Below are 17,328 nucleotides of genomic sequence, written 5' to 3'. Positions count from 1 at the left end.
TTAACCTCAGTTTCTGTCAACCTTGAATTTTATTGTTTTAGAAAAGCCTTCCGAGTCGATAAGACTCAACTGATGGTTTCCAGCAGAAAGGTCTATTGGCATAGAGTGTTTCGAATCGGTCGCTCCGATGAATACATCATCGAGATACCAATATAATTCTATATCCTCCGTCGAACACGCTGCGCGCACTATAACCTTTTCATATTTTCCGCTTATACCTCGCGGCACCTGCAAAAAAGCCCCATCTTGAGGATAAACAAAATTTATCGATCGAGATTCAGCCAGCACCGGGCATTTGGGATTATGTTTTGGAAGCGCCTGAAAAGCCTGGCCTCGCGAAATCAAAAACTGCGCTACTTCAGGTGGATATACGATACGCGTTACTTCTCGATAATCAGTGCCTCCCCAGCACCGAGAACAAACCTGATATTTGCCAGATTGGTCGAGAAAAAGTTTCTTGTGATATGGGCATATAGGGAGGGTACCATGAGCTTCGTATGAAGACAGCGCTTCGATGGTGTCTTCACAGAAAGGCCCTGCTAGATATCCGCTTTCTCTGCAGATAAGAACAGTATCCAAGCCGTTAACTGGAGGTAAAAACCAAGCTATATCATCACGCGGAAGAGAATTAAATACTTTAAAAAGCAATGTTCCAGCACAACTAGCACCGGTGAGATTTGGATTGCTTGCACCATCAAAATTCCCAGTCCATACCCCTATTGTCCATCTCGGCGAGACTCCGATTGCCCATCCATCACGATTGCCATAACTTGTTCCAGTTTTCCATGCTATCGGTCTTTGATTCTCGAACTGGTGCCAGTAAAACTCCGCGCCCGGCCGGTCTAATTCTCTCAGTATTTCAAGGGTTAGGTAACAAGCCCCAGCACTTATAAGCCTATTTTCGGCTCTCTCGCTATCGCAATCGACGGCATAAAATCCCCTAAAATCCCCATAGTTGCCCATTCCTGCAAACATCGATGTTATATCCCACAGTGTTCCCTCAGCTCCACCAATAATAAGAGGGAGACCGTATTCGCCGGGATTTCGGAAGAGCGTTCTCATGCCAGCTGATTTTAAGAACCCGTAGAACTCGTCGATACCGTAAGTGTAAAGCAATCTCACCGCCGGAACGTTGAGCGATTTCACTAACGCCGATCTTACAGAGACCAACCCTCGATAGGATTTATCAGCATTCATGGGCGAGAATGCGCCATAAAATGTCGGAATATCCTTTATTTGCGATTCAGGCAATACCATAGCTTCATCGAAAGCCAGGGCATATAAAAAAGGTTTAAGGATGGAACCTGTGGAGCGTGGTGCAAATACACCATCGACCTGACCGCCATGTTGGCTGTCACTAAAATCCTGCGAACCTATATACGCTTTAACTTTCCCTGTCTTGGTTTCTGCGATGAGAATAGATAAATTATTCACACCGAAATCCGCAAGTTGCATGGAATATTCTTTAGCGATGGCCTCCATCGATTTTTGCAGGTTAAAATCAATTGTCGAAGTTATCTCTCTACTCGGATAATTCTTGGCCAGTCTATATGCAAGGTGTGGTGCCAAGAATGGAAAGGAGATTCGACCATCGGGAATTTGCTCCAGTAGAGAAAGTTTAAGTGTTTCTTCATCGATGATACCCTTTCGATGAAGTTTCTGTAAAAGGGCGTCGCGCTTAGCTTCGAGAAGCGATTTATTCTTTGTAGGGTTAGCTAGCGAAGGATCATTTGGCAAAACAGCAAATGTCGCTGCCTCAGCCCAGGTAAGCATTCTCGGCTCGACACCATAGTAGCTGTGGCTTGCCGCTCGATACCCGATAATATTCCCCCCATAAGGTGCATGCCCTAAATAGAGACGAAGTATCTCTTCTTTGGAAAAGCGGAGTTCAATTTTAATTGCGTGGTAAGCCTCGATTATCTTCGAACGAAGTGTTCTAGGTTTTGGCTCAATGAGGCGAGCTATTTGCATGGTAATCGTGCTCGCGCCACTCGGCCTGCCTTTCTTAAAAACCGCACCATAGAACGCTCGCACAACCGCTAATGGATCAACTCCTGGATGAAGGTAAAACCTCTTATCCTCATATTGTATAATGGACTCGACGAGTTTCTTGGGTAAAGGCCTTTTATCTGGCGGAAAACATAATTGCTCATTTGAATCGAGAAACACACGAAGCAGTTTTCCGTTATCGGCAACAACAACCGAGCTGTAGTCATCCGGGAAAAGCGGGCATGGAAGTGGTGTAGCCAACCAACCAACAATAAATAAAAGGACGAGCGAACCGAGCAGAAGCTTGATCCGCCACCATTTAATTGATCTTCGACATCTCCTAAATAGTTTCACTTCAGGACTGTAACATCCCTTCCCCTGATGCGCGCTTGATAACGATTATCATACATAACTTCGGCTTGTGTCGGGGGAAGATGGAAACTACCGACTGTAACCGTATTCAGCTTTAAGAGAAAATCTGCATGCGAGTTACCACGCATGTCGAAGAACCAAGAAGCTCTATCGTCTCGAATATCGAAATAATCTTCATAGATGAAGTTATAATTCTCAGACCAGTCGGGGTAATTCTCTCCCGAGAGCCTTATGTTCTCTATCTCCCAACCAGAGGGTAACATCTGAGTAAGAGCCAATTCCGAAAGCTGAATATTGGTTGGATTCACTACACGTATATGCTCCCAGAAAATCGTATTCTGCACGAGGCTCGCTGCATTAATTGGGATACCATCCTGATTGAGCCATTCGACTTTAATTGAAAGATTATTCTGCAAGAAACTGAGCGTGTCTTTAAGGGGCACACCAAACCAGCTCATTGTAACGAAGGATTTACCGGATGTGATATCGACAGCCAATTCCTCACCGAATCCCTCCTCGATTTCGAGCATAAAGGAAGGGTTATTGCCATCAATCTGGATTTTTTCCTCATCTGGAAGCGTTATCATACCCTCGATAGGATCGCTTTTCCCAGCGTATTTTTGCATAAAAAGCGCTGCTGAACGCAAGCTGAATGCTGTTTCCTGAGTTGAAAGCCATTTGTCGGAAGCAAGCTCGGTCGCGATGTCTTGATACATCTTGAAGGCATCGCTCTCGCGCCCAAACTGGACAAGACCTTCGAGCATAATGGCCTTGTCGCGAAGGGATGAGCCATAAGTCCAGCTCATTTCTCTGTAAGTGCGTATATCGGTGCCAGTCTTAGCGATAATATCCTTAGCAGTTTTATCGGCACCGTTATTAAGATATGCCAAAGCAAGGAGCCATCTTGAAGCGTTATCCATCTTATCGAAGTAGTTTTGCCGAAGCAAATTCATCGCCCCAAGCTGCGGCATATGGGCTTTTGATAAAATATAAAGCCGATAAGCCTGGGTCAAAACATTTTCCGGATCGCCTCGTGAGGCATCCTTCTCGAACCTACGCCATTTCTCGAACATGTCCTCCGGAACAAAATAACCGTGTTCTTTTGCTTCGGTCATGAAATGTCCAGCATAACACGAAGCCCAAGCGCTCGACTCGCCCGAATTCGGCCAGTAACCATAACCCCCAGATGGAAGTTGGAATTTTCTCAACCGTTCGATTGCAGCATTGATGTTTTCGTCGATCTCCTTTTTACGGGCTTTTGATAGTTTCGCTAACTTGGGAAGGTAAATTTGTGGAAAAGCCGAGGAAACCGTTTGCTCTATACAACCATAAGGATAGGCTATAAGCCATTCAAGCCTTCTTGTTAAGTTCAAATCCGCCAACTTGTTAACTGTTAATCGGGCATGATTGGTTCCAGTTACGCCATCACCGGGAATATTGAATTTCGCACTTTGCCCGGCGGAGACCACTTTAGTTTTCGAAGTATGAACCCACGGATTCGATGGTCTAACCGCGATCTCTGTCTCGTCGGCAATGCGATAACTACTGGATTTTGCCGACACTTTTATAACAGCTACACCTATGCTGTCATCGGCCTTGAGTTGAAAAACTATATCCTTTTCGGTTATCTCCTGCATATCGAGAACAATCTTTTTTTCACCGACAACGCTCACTGGCCCCGCGGCTGAAAGCTCGATAGTCGTTTTCCCAAGGTTCTTTTCCATCGCGAATATAGAAACTGGAAGTGCAATCTCATCGCCCGGGGCGAGAACGCGTGGCAATGTAGGAAGTACCATAAGCGGCGCTTTAACTAAAACCGTTTTCTCTGCGCTGCCATATCGCTTACCCTTCACAGCCACCAACATTATTCTCACCGCTCCAACATATTCCGGCATGATAAATTCCGTTTTGGCTTTACCGTTTTTGTCAGATTGACCTACTCCATTAAAAAGCGAAACAGCCTTAAAGCGTCTTGTTTGCACCAGTGTTTTCTGCATATCATAATCGCCTATTCCGCCACCGATAGAGAATCGCTTGAAAATCTCACCCCAATTCGCACCTACAACATGTGAATAAACATCGAAAGTGCTAACCAGTAAAGCCATCCGACGATAGAAAAAGCCCCATGGATCGGGAGTTTGGAATGATGTAATATCTAACAGGCCTTCATCGACTACTGCAATAGTGTATTGGTATGGGGATTTATCCTTTGAAGAGATGGAAACGGAAAATTTTTGCCCCGGTTCGATTTCCTCCGGAGCTGAAATCTCCATATCGAGCCTTGTTTCTTCCAACTCGACAGGTATAGAAATCACACCGTATAGACGCATCGGAACGTCGTTTTCGGTGTTTTCGTGAGGTTGAATAACAGTTATCGTAGCATAGGCCGTAGGGATCATGTCTTTGGTTATTGGAATTTCAAATACAGACTCTTCTGAATTGAGGTCATACCATTTAGAAAACACTATTCTCCTACCCGCTTCAATGGAAAGCAAAGCGCGGCCTTCTTTTGGTGTTTGTGTAATTATAGTCGCAGTTTCGCCGGGCTTGTATTTTTCTCTGTCGATCTTCACACTAAGAAGATCGGCATCTCCACCAGAAGGCTCACGACCCCAATGGCGTGCATTGATAAAAATCCCCGCAACATGACCACCGGTCTCATCGGAAACCTCGAGGAAAACCGTTCCATAGCTATTGGGTGTCCATTCGATCTTAGCTGGGATGGACTCCGTAATCACTGTGCCTTCAGCAATTTGCTCCGTCGCGACATCACTCTTATAATGCCGTCTGTAATCCTCGATAGTCTCGTAATCGAACCACCAATATTTATGGCTTTTATAAATTTTATATGATAGCGTATTTCCCGATAGAATTTTTCCTTCATTATCAACCAAAACAACCTCGAAATGCGCGGTAGAACCTACACGAACAAAATTCCCCTCGGGAGATTTGATGCCTATATAACGGCTATAAACCTCGAAAGGAATCTTCTGCGAAGCTGGGACCGCACGGCCTCCCTTCTCAAAGACATCCGCTGAGACCTCGACCGTCAGAGCCGATGGAACTGCATCGACCTCGGGGATATCCCATTTAACCAAAGCCTTGCCATCGGAAGCAAGGCGTATATCGTGTGTGCGAAGGTTCACCGGCTCGAATTCCATGATTTCGTTGGTAAACACGAAATCCTCGAACTTATCGAATTCAAGTTCGAATGGTCGTATAGAAAGCGCAACCTCAGCTTTCAGCCCGGCCGCAGGATTACCGAAAAGATAATTAGCTTGAACAGCAGCCCTAAGAACTCGATCCATAGCCGTTATGTGCGTGGATTCAGATTGTATTTTAGCTTTAATCCTATAAGGCACAACGGTTTCTATCCGAATAGATCGCGTAAATTTTTTCTCTCCCACCAAAAATTCAGCGCGCCAAAAACCTGTTGGAGCATCCTGTTCGGTATTAAAATCAAGTGAATAAAAGCCATCATCGGCTTTTCTTAATGCCCTCCCAAACACCTTGCGATTTCGTGGATTATAAAGCTCGAACTCAAGTGGGTGATTTTTAGGGAAAGTCCCCTGACCATTGCGAATAATGGCTGAGATATGAACAGTATCCCCAGGGCGATATACGCCGCGTTCGGTGTATATAAATGCCCTAATCTCATCTGTCGATTCAACTGAACCGCCAACATCAAAAAGCGAGGTATTGAGGCCCATATCCCTGAAGATAAGGACTGTTCTTTGGCCTTTAAATTCGCCCTCGATGGAAAAACCTTCGTTAGTGTCAAATTCGCAGTATCCACGAGAATCCGATACTTTATTTGCAATGGGCTGATTAACATAAGATTTCAGAGTAATATTCGCGCCAATAATAGGTTCGGCTGTCACGAGGTCTAGCGCCCATACTGCTATTTTGTCGCCCGTATTTTTCGCGATTAGGCCAATATCCGTAAATATTATTGCAGTGCTGATGCGTCCCTGATCCCAGAAATAACTGTTCTTCCGCCAACGAGCCCAATCCTCTGGCATAGAAACGAGAATATCATCCTCGTCAAAGGAAAGTTCTATAATAAATGCTCCCTTGTCAACACTAGAAGCTATCTTCGAAAGGTCTAAACGCGACTTAAACCATTTATCGCGTATATCACAAATTTCCAGCGTGTCCACCGCGATAACCTCGCCAACGCGATACATATCGTTATATCCCCATCTTCGGTGCGAATTGTCGTTGAAATAATTCTCCTGTATGAAAAAACCAAGGTTATTTTCATAAACCTTCTTGATAGAAACAATCATCCTTCGAACATTTACCGAATTTAAATCGATACTCTTTTTATTTGTTGAAGGTATATACAAGCCGTTGGAAACGAATTTGACCTGAGGCAATAATGAAGGAAACTCAACTTTATTTCGGGTCGATAAAGCAACCTTAGCCCCCCATTTGCTTCTAAGTCCCTTCACAACCTCGATTACATATGCACTACCCCTCTTAAAATCTCCTCTAACGACTATAGATTTACCACGCACCGATACTCTAACATCCACTGATGGCTCAGTTCTAATGAAACCTCTATAATCTATGGAGGAATTTAATTTATCGGAAAAGAATATTTCAATGGAGGATTCCGCTTCATCTTCGGCTATTTCAACCGAAGTCACCACAAAATTCACTTTTGATGGAAGAAGATATTCCTTAGCAAAATCCGACGGAAGTTTGAGCTTCTTCGACGAAATTTCGAGTGTGAAACGGCGATCTTCGTCTGTGCGCTCTATTAACTCGGAATGGAAAATATAACCCCCATTTGTGTCGGGTGTAACTGCAAGTTCCACTCGCTTCTTGCCCTCCCATAATCCTATCGATTGAATAACTTCTACGGAATCGGTAGCCATATTGAAAAGTAGTTTCCCATCGAAAATAAATCTAGTTGGATCATTTTCATCGATGAGAACAAAATCCGCCTTTAACTCGGAGATATCGAGGCCGTAAGTTCCAAACTCTATTTCGATATGCTCGGTTTTCATCTTGAGAGTCGGGAAAAGTGCTTCGAGGTCGAGAAATCCCTCGTATTGGGTTTCAATATCGAGAGAGCGCGAAGGTTTAAGCGCAATAGTCCTTCTATCGACCCAACGGGTAACGCCATCAATATTGGGCGAAAATTCGAATACCGGCGATTTCATTGCCACACCAACCCGAGAACTATCAACCATATCCTCGACAAATCGGACTGCAATTTCTCCGGTTGGAGAGATGAATCCTGCAGTTTTGTGTGTAATGATCTTGGCTTCAGCGGAAAATACCGATGGTTGACCGGTTTTTTCACAACCCGATATTAAAGCCAATATCAAGGATATTAGGATTACAACTTTAATATAATGGTTCATCTTTCCCCTCGTGTATCAGTTTAAAGCCTGCTTTTCAGAGCGGTCACTCTTGCGTAAGCTTCTTCAATCCTCGAACGCGGAATGCTCTCCTCTTCAACGAGATTGGCTATTATTGCAATGGCTGTCTGTGCTATATTTGGGTCATAAGTAGAGGTGTTGTTGGAAAATATAATTATATCCACTCCTGCGTTGATTGTAAGCTCGAGGGCCTCCTCGAGGCCAAAATACTCATTAATAGCACCCATCATCATATCGTCAGATATAACAACACCGTCATAGCCGAGACTATCACGAAGTATCCCTGTGATGATATCCCCCGAAAGAGTAGCAGGATATGTTGGATCTAAGTTAGTATTTGATATATGAGCTGTCATCACAAGATCGCTATAGCCGCCCTCGATAAGTTGCGAGTATGGTTCGAGCTCAACCGGCGCCCATGTATCGGTAACATCGGCCATGCCCCAGTGAGTATCGTCTTCGGAACTACCATGGCCCGGGAAATGCTTTAAGGTGGTCAAAATACCTCTGTTATGGTGTTCCTCTATCACAATTTCTGCATGAAAAACAACCGAATCAGGATTTGCTGAGTAGCTTCTTTCCCAATGTCCTATCGCCGGACAGTCGGGATTGATATTCAAATCGACTACTGGCGCGAGGTTAAGATTAATTCCCATCTCCTGAAGAGTATTTGCACAAAGCGATGCCCAATATTGGGTTGTATCGGCAATGTTGACCTCACCTAAATGTTGCGCGGAAACCGACGGAGGAAAACCATAGGACTCTTTAAGGCGTGTAATATAACCGCCTTCTTGGTCTATACCTATTAGGAGCGGAATCGTGTCGAGCGCTTGAAGGTCGGAAACCAACGCGGCAAGTTGTGTCGGCGATTGAATATTGCGCGGCCTAAAGCACGAGGGAGCATCGAATTCATATAATACAACACCACCAATCTTGCGTTCTTCAATATCCTCCACAATGTGGTTCGTATCGGTAAGCTCCGTTCCGCGAAATCCTACCATAAGCATCTGTGCAATCTTAAACTCCAACTCGGCGTCATTATCATCCGGTTCGGATGGTGATTTTTCGCATGCTAGAAAAAAACTCAACATCAATAAAATGAAGATTAGAACGAAGCTTTTACAATGCATTTTACCTCCAAATAAAATCGTATTGGTTTGGAAAATACAATATTATTAATTCGAAGGCAAGTAAATCCAACAGAAGAAAACAGTTTTATTGAAATTTGTCCGAAAATGAAAAAATTTGGGTTTATTGTTCTGAGAACAGTGGGAGTTATTGGAATCTACTACATCAATTGTCTATAAGAAAAAATTGAAGAACCATCTAAATGAACATCATTGCTATATAAAACACTAACAATTTCTCTATTTCCAATAATCTAACCTCCGCCTGGGGAAAAACCACGCCTTCCACCTGTTGGAGTTATTCTTTCCATCCCTGAAACATTATTAATTCCCGGCTCGAATATATATAGTTTTCCTTTAAAATCAATTTGTAATTCATAGCCAGAAATTGAACCGTCACCGCCAAATTCCTTTCTCAAGGGCTCGGCTATATATATAGGAGGGCTATTGATTTCAATAGAATATATAAAAAGCGGATTTCCACTAAGAGGGCTAAAACCTATCTCTGATAATCCACTGTTACCAATATCATACACCGGACCATAATAATAACCATGCTCATTGTAGAACATATCATTGCATTCCCACATTCGCTTAAGTGCAATCTTCGCTTCGGTAAGCTTGGCTTTACGAACGGCTTTGCTATATGAAAGCAGAGATAGGCTTGCGAGTATCCCAACAATCACAACAACTATCATCAACTCGACTAGAGAGAAACCTGAACGACTATAACATTTTTTATTATTGCACATAATCTAATAACAATTTTCCACAACAAGAGTATCTTCATTCAGATAATAAACCAAAAAAACTTTTAATTCAAGATTAATTTATATTTTGAGTTCCGTTTTGTCTTGACGATCCAATTCTTCTTACATAAATTGTTATTTCCCTTTTTTTGATGGTTGAGGGAATTTGTTTGGTAAATTTTAAATCGTAAAAAAGGAGATAAAATGGCCAAAAAGATGATGGCTATGGATGGAAACTCCGCAGCAGCACATGTCGCTCACGCTTGTAATGAGGTTATCGCGATTTACCCAATTACCCCTTCAAGCAATATGGGCGAGATAGCAGATGCTAAGTCTGCGGCAGGTGAAACGAATCTCTGGGGAACGATTCCCGAGGTTGCAGAACTGCAATCTGAGGGGGGTGCTTCCGGCGCTATTCACGGTGCTCTCGCTTCAGGGGCATTAGCAACGACGTTTACAGCAAGCCAAGGATTACTTCTTATGATCCCCAACATGCATAAGATCGCTGCTGAATTACTCCCGACGGTGTTCCACATTGCAGCTCGTTCGCTTGCATGTCAAGCTTTGTCAATATTTGGAGATCACTCAGATGTTATGAACTGCCGGACTACAGGTTATGGAATGATCTCTTCCGGTAGTATCCAAGAGGTGATGGACATAGCGATGATCGCCACAGCCGCAAGCCTCGAAACAAAATTACCTTTCCTTCACTTCTTCGATGGTTTTCGCACCAGCCACGAAATCCAAAAAATCGAGGTTCTTACCAGGGAAACAATGAAAGCTATGATCGAAGAGGAATTTGTTATCGCGCACCGCAAACAAGGCCTCTCCCCCGATCATCCTATGATAAGTGGCACAAGCCAAAACCCCGATGTTTATTTCCAGGGGCGTGAAACAATCAATAAATACTACCTCGAAGCCCCAGCGATTGTCGAAAAATACATGAAAAAATTCGAACAACTCACCGGCCGCAAGTATTTACCATTCCAATACGAGGGAAGCCCCACTGCTGAGAAAATAATCGTTCTGATGGGTTCTGCAGTCGAGACAGCACATGAAACCGTCGATATGATGAATGCTTCCGGTGAAAATGTGGGTGTTCTGAAGGTTAGGCTTTACAGGCCTTTCAGCCTGGAACATCTTGCTAAATCTCTTCCTAAAACGATTAAGAAAATCGCAGTCCTAGATAGAACAAAAGAACCCGGATCACTTGGGGAACCGCTTTATCTGGATATGGTTGTAGCCATGGATGAAATGTTGATCAAGGGAACCGCCCCCTTTGGCTCTAAACCAACAATTGTCGGCGGACGCTATGGTCTTTCCTCGAAGGAGTTCACACCGGGAATGGTCAAGGCCGTATTCGACAATCTAGACTCGGCCACACCAAAGAATCATTTCACTATAGGCATCAATGACGATGTCACTAATACTAGCATCGAGTGGGATGAGAATTACGGCAAGGGCTGTGGAACCGGTTATCAGGCTATGTTCTGGGGCCTAGGTTCCGATGGCACTGTCGGCGCAAACAAGAATACGATCAAGATCATCAGCAAAGCCACAGACAAATACTCACAAGGCTATTTTGTCTATGACTCCAAGAAGGCTGGCGCTCGCACTACAAGTCATATACGCTTCTCCGACGAACCCATCAAGAGCACATATCTTTGTATGGAGGTTAACTTCCTGGCTTGCCATAACTGGAGTTTTATTGAAAGATATGACATGCTTAAGTTTTTGAAAGAGGGCGGCACCTTCCTTCTGAACTCGCCATACAACCCAAAGGAGACCTGGGATAGACTCCCGAAAAAGGTCCAAGATCAAATATTATCAAAGAATGCTAAGTTCTATATTGTTAATGGCATCGAGGTAGCGAAAAAACTCGGTCTCGGCGCAAGGATTAACACCCTTATGCAAACAGCCTTTTTCAAACTAGCTGACATCATTCCTATAGATGAAGCGGTCAAACTTATCAAGGAATCTATTAAAAAAACCTACGGACATAAGGGCGAAGAGGTTGTTACGCTCAATTACTCCGCTGTTGACGCTGGTCTAACGAGCATCCATGAAGTAAATTATCCTGAAAAAACAACCTCCGAAATCGAAATGCCGCCTACCGTACCAGACTTTGCGCCGGATTTCGTCAAGAATGTTACAGCGAAAATCATCCGCCTCGAAGGTGATGATGTCAAGGTATCTGAAATGCCGCCTAACGGTCAATGGCCCACTGGCACAACACAATACGAAAAACGCAATATTGCAGTCGAGATTCCGGTTTGGGAACCGGATTTATGCATACAGTGCGGTCAATGTTCGCTAGTCTGTCCGCATGCCGCTATCCGTCTCAAGATATACGATGAATCCGAGCTCAAAGGCGCACCAGAAACCTTTAAATCCACAGAGGCAAAAACTAAAGCTTTTGCGGGTAAGCGTGCAACAGTTCAAATCGCTCCCGAAGATTGCACCGGCTGTGGTGTTTGTGTCGAGATTTGTCCGGGCAGAGATAAGAACAACCCGGGCAAAAAAGCAATTAACCTTCAAAGCCAATTCGAACTTCGCGAATCTGAAACCGCGAATTGGGACTTTTTCCTTTCCTTATCCGAACCGGACCCATCGAGCTTCAATAAGGCTACCGTTAAAGGCAGCCAGCTTGCGCGTCCAATGTTTGAGTTTAGCGGAGCCTGTCCAGGTTGCGGCGAGACATCTTATGTCAAGCTCGTTACGCAACTTTTTGGCGACCACGCGCTCATCTCAAACGCCACCGGTTGCTCTAGTATTTATGGCGGTAACCTTCCAACAACCCCATACTGCAAAAGAGGAGACGGCCTCGGACCGGCATGGACAAATAGTCTTTTTGAAGACGCTGCAGAGATAGGTTATGGCTTCAGGCTCACTACAGACCGTCTTATGCAAGAGGCTATCGAGCAACTCGAAAAAGCATCATATATTCCCGCCGACTTGAAACAGAAACTTCTTTCCTCTAATCAAACTAATGACATCGGCATCGATATACAGCGAGGATTGGTTAAAGAGCTTAAAGCCCTGGCTAATTCCAATAAAGATAATTATTTGGAATCGCTTGCAGATTATTTGGTGAAGAAGTCGGTATGGGTTTTCGGCGGTGATGGTTGGGCCTACGACATCGGTTATGGTGGTCTCGATCACGTGCTTGCCTCAGGGCGTAATGTAAATATGCTCGTTCTTGATACCGAAGTATATTCCAACACTGGTGGACAATGCTCTAAAGCAACATCGCGCGGTTCTACTGCCAGATTTGCCGAAGCCGGCAAATCCACACCAAAGAAGGACCTCGGTCTCTTAGCGCAAACATATGGCTACATCTATACTGCTCAAGTTGCAATGGGAGCAAATCCGAACCAAACCGTGAAGGCACTCTCTGAAGCCGAAAGCTACGATGGCCCATCCATAGTGATTTGCTACTGCCCGTGTATTAATCATGGCATTAACATGACAAAACAACTCACCGAACAGAAAAAAGCCGTTGATTCGGGACACTGGCTACTTTATCGCTACGACCCGAGACGTGTCGAAGAAGGCCTTAACCCTCTTCAACTCGACTCGAAAAAACCTTCAATCCCTGTCGAGGAATATATGTATGGCGAGGTTCGTTATCGTTCACTTAAGGTCTCGAAGCCTGTGCGCGCTGCAGAGCTTGCTGTACTGGCTCAATTCGATGTCGATAAAAGATGGAATTTCTATAAGCAATTAGCTGAAATCGATTACAGTTGGGCTAAAAAGAAATAAAAGAACATATCTCTTTTATTCAATAATAAAGGGTCGGCCAACGCCGACCCTTTATTTTTATGGACAATCGAAATGGAATAACCGGGGGGCGTCGGGATTTTTCAGCCTAAGGAAAGCTCGCTTTCCTTAGGCTGAAAAATCGGCGGTCGGTCGGAATATAGTTTTTCCTACTAAGCTGGATTGTTGGCCGACCGAACGCTGCTTTGCGCCTTAAGCGCAAAGACCGACGCCCCCCGGTTATGGAATAATAAAAAATTATAAGGACAGTTTAATCGGTGTAATTATCTAATGAGAACCGCTCGTGAGGAATAATTTCTTCCATCCCTAGATAATTGAGAAATAAGATAGACTCCGCTCGGAAGGTCCCTTCCGGCATCATTTCTTCCGTTCCATGTTACATCGGATATACCACATTTATTTGAAGGTGTAATCGATCTCACAAGTCGTCCTGAGAGATCAAAAATCCTCACCTCAGAGCTGCTCTCACCAATTATCTTTATGCGGCACGCGGAATTAAATGGATTTGGTGATACAGTTAGCATGTTTTCCGTCGGAAGCGCTTGATCCGCAATATAAGGGATAACTGAATCACCACGAGCTTCTGCGGCAAGAGACTCAAAACCGCCAGCCGAGCTCGATACTATAAATGCAATAGATAGCGTTTCGACTGCCCCACTTAACATATCCGGAAATTCCCAAAGGCCAAAACTGGACCAGTCTCCAGCAATAGATGCCGAATCCACCGGCCACACCGGATTAGTATTTACAAGGGAACCCATCAGTGATGAATCGGGCACGACGAGTGTATCAATCCAGTTTTTCCATGCGCCACAAGCCATACCGCTATTTGGTATAAGCCCACAAAAACCAGAAGTGATATTAGATTCGCCATCGCGGATGCCGACAGCATCAAGATAGGCGTATTCTTGAGGATAATCGTCGATGTAAAGATAGTCAGGCACATCACCATCATAAAAGAAGATAATTCGCAACCCTGTGAGCGGTGTAGCACGATCGTTCCTTACAGCAAATTTCGCGATTAAGCTTTTAATCGAATCGTTTCTGGCAATAACTTGCTGCACCACTGTCACACCAAACGCAGTGTCAGCATATGCGATTATTGTTTCACTCCCAACAAGAACCGAGTCTGTATCAACAGGTGCACCAGTTGAATCAGTATCGATAATAGTCTCATAGAACTCGAAAATATCGAGACTATCGGTAATAATAAAAGAACCTGTTAAAAAAGGCTCATAGACATGAGCACTTCCCCAAGCGTTTGCTCCGTCGTCTTCGCCCAGGGCAAGGAAGGCCCTGAAAAGATTATCCGAACCACTCGCAATGTAACGGTGTTCGGCAAACGCACCCGGATATTGTTCATCTACCCTAAGGATAGCATCTTCGGTTTCGTGGTAATAACGCCTTTGCCCAAAACACACAGACGCTATAATAAGTGTGATGAGGAGTATCTCTTTTTTCATATCGAATTCAATCTACAAAAAAAATTATTTCTGTCAAGGTCTGGATTTGACCTTGTTAAGCTATTACAATAATTATATATTACATTTATTATGCCAATAGGGAAATTAATAATAGTTCCGACGCCGATAGGAAATCTCGAAGACATCACTCTGAGAGCAATAAGGCTTCTTCGAGAAGTTGATATCATTGCAGCAGAGGATACCCGCTCTGCGAAATTCCTCTTGGAAAAACACGGCATTTTTAAAAAAACATTTCCTTATCATGTAAAGAACGAAAGACGGCTTGCTGACAGAATTCTTGAGCTTGTCGAAAATGGTAAAACAGTTGCAGTTATCTCTGAATCGGGCACACCCGGGATATCCGACCCGGGTTGGACTCTTATTAGAAAGGCAGTCGAGAATGAGATTCCATTCGAAGTCTTGCCCGGACCATGTGCTTTTATTCCGGCGCTTCTCCTATCAGGATTTCCCGTTACAGGTTTCTCCTTCGAGGGCTTTTTACCTCACTCTGGAAAAGGGCGGCGTAGGCGCCTTCGGATTCTTGCAAAAGACTCACCACACACCCATGTGTTCTACGAATCACCTCACCGAATAAACGCCTTTCTTAAAGATGCTTTCAATATATTGGGGGATAGACCCGTGGCTATCTGTAGAGAGTTAACAAAAATCTATGAGGAAACTATTCGAGGTATGCTATCAGATTTAGTGAATAATTGCCCCGAAATAAGAGGTGAGGTAGTTGTGCTTATCGCACCTTACAATTTGATAGAAGATAAGGAGGAAGAATGCCTGTAAAACGCTTAAGTATTAGCTTAGATGAGGAACTGGCCACCGAATTCGATAAATTCATATCCGAAAAAGGTTTCGAAAACCGCTCCGAAGCGATACGAGAGCTAATACAGAACGCTCTTTTTTCCGCCAAAGAATTAAACCCAACCGGTAAAATAATCGGGACCTTGTCTTTCGTTTTCGACCACAGCAAGCATCTCAATCATAAGATAGTTCATGAACAACACCGCTTCATAAAGGATATCGTTGGCATCACCCAAGCACACCTTAACGAAGTGCGAACTCTCGAGACTATTCTCATTAACACAACTTACGAGCGTGCTGAAAAACTAGCATCGAGGATTCTTAACTCACGAGGTGTCGTATGTGGTAAATTGACGGTGTTCCAAGATGTCTGATTTTCTCACAATAATTGACATTTTAACCGTGCTTATATAATTTGTAACTTTAGTTATTGACATTAAACCGATGGAAGATTTTTTATATAAAACAGCAGCTAATACAGCTATAGCAGCAATTGAAGAAAAAAGATCGAGGTTTATAGCAACCGTTTCGAGGTCAAATTCGCGAGAAGACTTTAAAACTCAACTAGCGAAAATTAAATCGAAACACGCGAGCGCTACACATAACTGTTGGGCATTTCGCATTGGCTTCTCGCCTGTCGAGGAATTATCCTCCGACGATGGCGAACCTTCGGGAAGCGCGGGTTTACCAATACTCCGAGTCCTAACCGGAAATGAACTAACAAATGTAATCTGTGTTGTAACAAGGTATTACGGTGGAATAAAGCTTGGTATTGGAGGTTTAATCAGAGCATATTCACAGGCAACTGCCGCCGCTTTGCGAGAGATCAAAATAATTGAAATTCACGAAAGGCTGGAATTTGCAGTCGAATTACCTTATAATATTTTTTCGGATTTCAAGGCAATTTTGGCTCGAAACGATGGAAAACTCATCGAAGCAAATTTCGCGGTTAGCGTTAAACTCAGATTCGATATTCCAAAATCGCGAGAAAGCTCTATAAAAAATGCCCTCGCTGATATTTCAGCTGGAAAGATAATACCAAACCTTATAAAAAAAACGAGTAACCAAGATGCTACTGACAAAATGTAATATGCGTAAATACCTTTACTTTTTTGGGGCAATTTTTATCACGCTATTTTGCGCCTGTGGAAATAAATCTCACGGCAACAACGAAATAAACTCCGAAAGGATATTCCCCGAATTTAGATTTTCGGCCTCTGATGGAAACACATATACTCAAAAGGACCTCGAAAAAGGTGTTTCTGTTTCTGGTTTCATGGTTAGCTGGTGTCTTCCCTGCGCCGGTGAATTAGAAAGACTCCAGAATATCAAGAACAAATATACATCGAGACAATTACAGGTATTTGTTTTCACTTATGAGGATTTCGACAAGTATGATAGCCTTACTAAAACCTTAAACCTGGACTTACCAATAATCAAAGCCGATAGTTCGTTTTTTGCTTTGATGAATATTGATGCAATTCCAACAAGGATACTCAGCAATGACGGCCGAGAAATCACCCGAATAATCGGCGCACCCAGTTTCGAGGAGGAGGCTTTTCAGGCAGATTTGAAAAAAAATCTCGGAATAAAAGAAGATAAACACACAGAGAGAAAAAAATAATAGCTTGAAGAAAATCCA

General features: G+C 43.7%; 10 protein-coding genes. 5 read left to right on the top strand and 5 right to left on the bottom strand.

Features of this window, described 5'->3' with window-relative positions:
• Positions 1-6: 6 nt before the first annotated feature.
• From pbpC to KAH81_00260, 4 genes are all read right to left on the bottom strand, one after another.
• Positions 7-2,343, bottom strand: a complete 2,337-nt coding sequence (pbpC, locus tag KAH81_00275) for a penicillin-binding protein 1C (protein MCK5832085.1) — start codon at positions 2,341-2,343, stop codon at positions 7-9.
• A complete protein-coding gene (locus KAH81_00270; protein MCK5832084.1) occupies positions 2,340-7,736 on the bottom strand; it encodes an alpha-2-macroglobulin family protein in 5,397 nt (1,798 codons plus the stop codon). The genes pbpC and KAH81_00270 overlap by 4 nt, the downstream gene beginning before the upstream one ends.
• A gap of 20 nt (positions 7,737-7,756) precedes the next feature.
• Positions 7,757-8,884 carry a glycoside hydrolase family 3 protein gene (locus tag KAH81_00265; GenBank protein MCK5832083.1) on the bottom strand — a complete coding sequence of 376 codons (1,128 nt, stop codon included), beginning with the start codon at positions 8,882-8,884 and terminating at the stop codon, positions 7,757-7,759.
• A 251-nt stretch (positions 8,885-9,135) separates the two neighbouring features.
• Complete coding sequence (locus tag KAH81_00260; protein MCK5832082.1) at positions 9,136-9,633, bottom strand: prepilin-type N-terminal cleavage/methylation domain-containing protein; 498 nt, start codon at positions 9,631-9,633, stop codon at positions 9,136-9,138.
• 201 nt (positions 9,634-9,834) lie between these two features.
• Here KAH81_00260 and nifJ point away from each other — a divergent pair, with 201 nt between their 5' ends.
• Positions 9,835-13,392, top strand: coding sequence for a pyruvate:ferredoxin (flavodoxin) oxidoreductase (nifJ, locus tag KAH81_00255; protein MCK5832081.1), 3,558 nt, complete (start codon positions 9,835-9,837; stop codon positions 13,390-13,392).
• Positions 13,393-13,673: 281 nt separating this feature from the next.
• Here the strand turns inward: nifJ and KAH81_00250 are convergent, their stop codons facing one another.
• On the bottom strand, positions 13,674-14,873 hold the full coding sequence (locus tag KAH81_00250) for a T9SS type A sorting domain-containing protein (protein MCK5832080.1): 1,200 nt from the start codon (positions 14,871-14,873) through the stop codon (positions 13,674-13,676).
• A 90-nt stretch (positions 14,874-14,963) separates the two neighbouring features.
• Between KAH81_00250 and rsmI the strand changes: the two genes are divergently transcribed.
• From rsmI to KAH81_00230, 4 genes are all read left to right on the top strand, one after another.
• Positions 14,964-15,668 (top strand): 16S rRNA (cytidine(1402)-2'-O)-methyltransferase, encoded by a 705-nt coding sequence (gene rsmI / locus KAH81_00245; protein ID MCK5832079.1) that lies wholly within the window; start codon positions 14,964-14,966, stop codon positions 15,666-15,668.
• Positions 15,659-16,060 carry a nickel-responsive transcriptional regulator NikR gene (gene nikR / locus KAH81_00240; GenBank protein MCK5832078.1) on the top strand — a complete coding sequence of 134 codons (402 nt, stop codon included), beginning with the start codon at positions 15,659-15,661 and terminating at the stop codon, positions 16,058-16,060. Before rsmI ends, nikR begins: the two co-directional genes overlap by 10 nt.
• Before the next feature lie 70 nt (positions 16,061-16,130).
• Positions 16,131-16,775: a YigZ family protein gene (locus tag KAH81_00235; GenBank protein MCK5832077.1), complete on the top strand. Its 645-nt coding sequence runs from the start codon at positions 16,131-16,133 to the stop codon at positions 16,773-16,775.
• 1 nt (position 16,776) lies between these two features.
• On the top strand, positions 16,777-17,310 hold the full coding sequence (locus tag KAH81_00230; GenBank protein ID MCK5832076.1) for a redoxin domain-containing protein: 534 nt from the start codon (positions 16,777-16,779) through the stop codon (positions 17,308-17,310).
• Positions 17,311-17,328 lie beyond the last annotated feature (18 nt).

Source organism: bacterium (genome assembly GCA_023145965.1).
Classification (GTDB): Bacteria; UBP14; UBA6098; order UBA6098; family UBA6098; genus UBA6098.
The sequence above is the reverse complement of the archived record's forward strand: the minus strand, read 5'-3'. Positions and strand labels throughout refer to the sequence as shown.

Excerpts from the sequence above, each read along its gene's own strand:
- KAH81_00270 (MCK5832084.1), bottom strand. The coding sequence starts at position 7,736 with ATGAACCATTATATTAAAGTTGTAATCCTAATATCCTTGATATTGGCT.
- KAH81_00265 (MCK5832083.1), bottom strand. The coding sequence starts at position 8,884 with ATGCATTGTAAAAGCTTCGTTCTAATCTTCATTTTATTGATGTTGAGT.
- KAH81_00260 (MCK5832082.1), bottom strand. The coding sequence starts at position 9,633 with ATGTGCAATAATAAAAAATGTTATAGTCGTTCAGGTTTCTCTCTAGTC.
- nifJ (MCK5832081.1), top strand. The coding sequence starts at position 9,835 with ATGGCCAAAAAGATGATGGCTATGGATGGAAACTCCGCAGCAGCACAT.
- KAH81_00250 (MCK5832080.1), bottom strand. The coding sequence starts at position 14,873 with ATGAAAAAAGAGATACTCCTCATCACACTTATTATAGCGTCTGTGTGT.
- rsmI (MCK5832079.1), top strand. The coding sequence starts at position 14,964 with ATGCCAATAGGGAAATTAATAATAGTTCCGACGCCGATAGGAAATCTC.
- nikR (MCK5832078.1), top strand. The coding sequence starts at position 15,659 with ATGCCTGTAAAACGCTTAAGTATTAGCTTAGATGAGGAACTGGCCACC.
- KAH81_00235 (MCK5832077.1), top strand. The coding sequence starts at position 16,131 with ATGGAAGATTTTTTATATAAAACAGCAGCTAATACAGCTATAGCAGCA.
- KAH81_00230 (MCK5832076.1), top strand. The coding sequence starts at position 16,777 with ATGCGTAAATACCTTTACTTTTTTGGGGCAATTTTTATCACGCTATTT.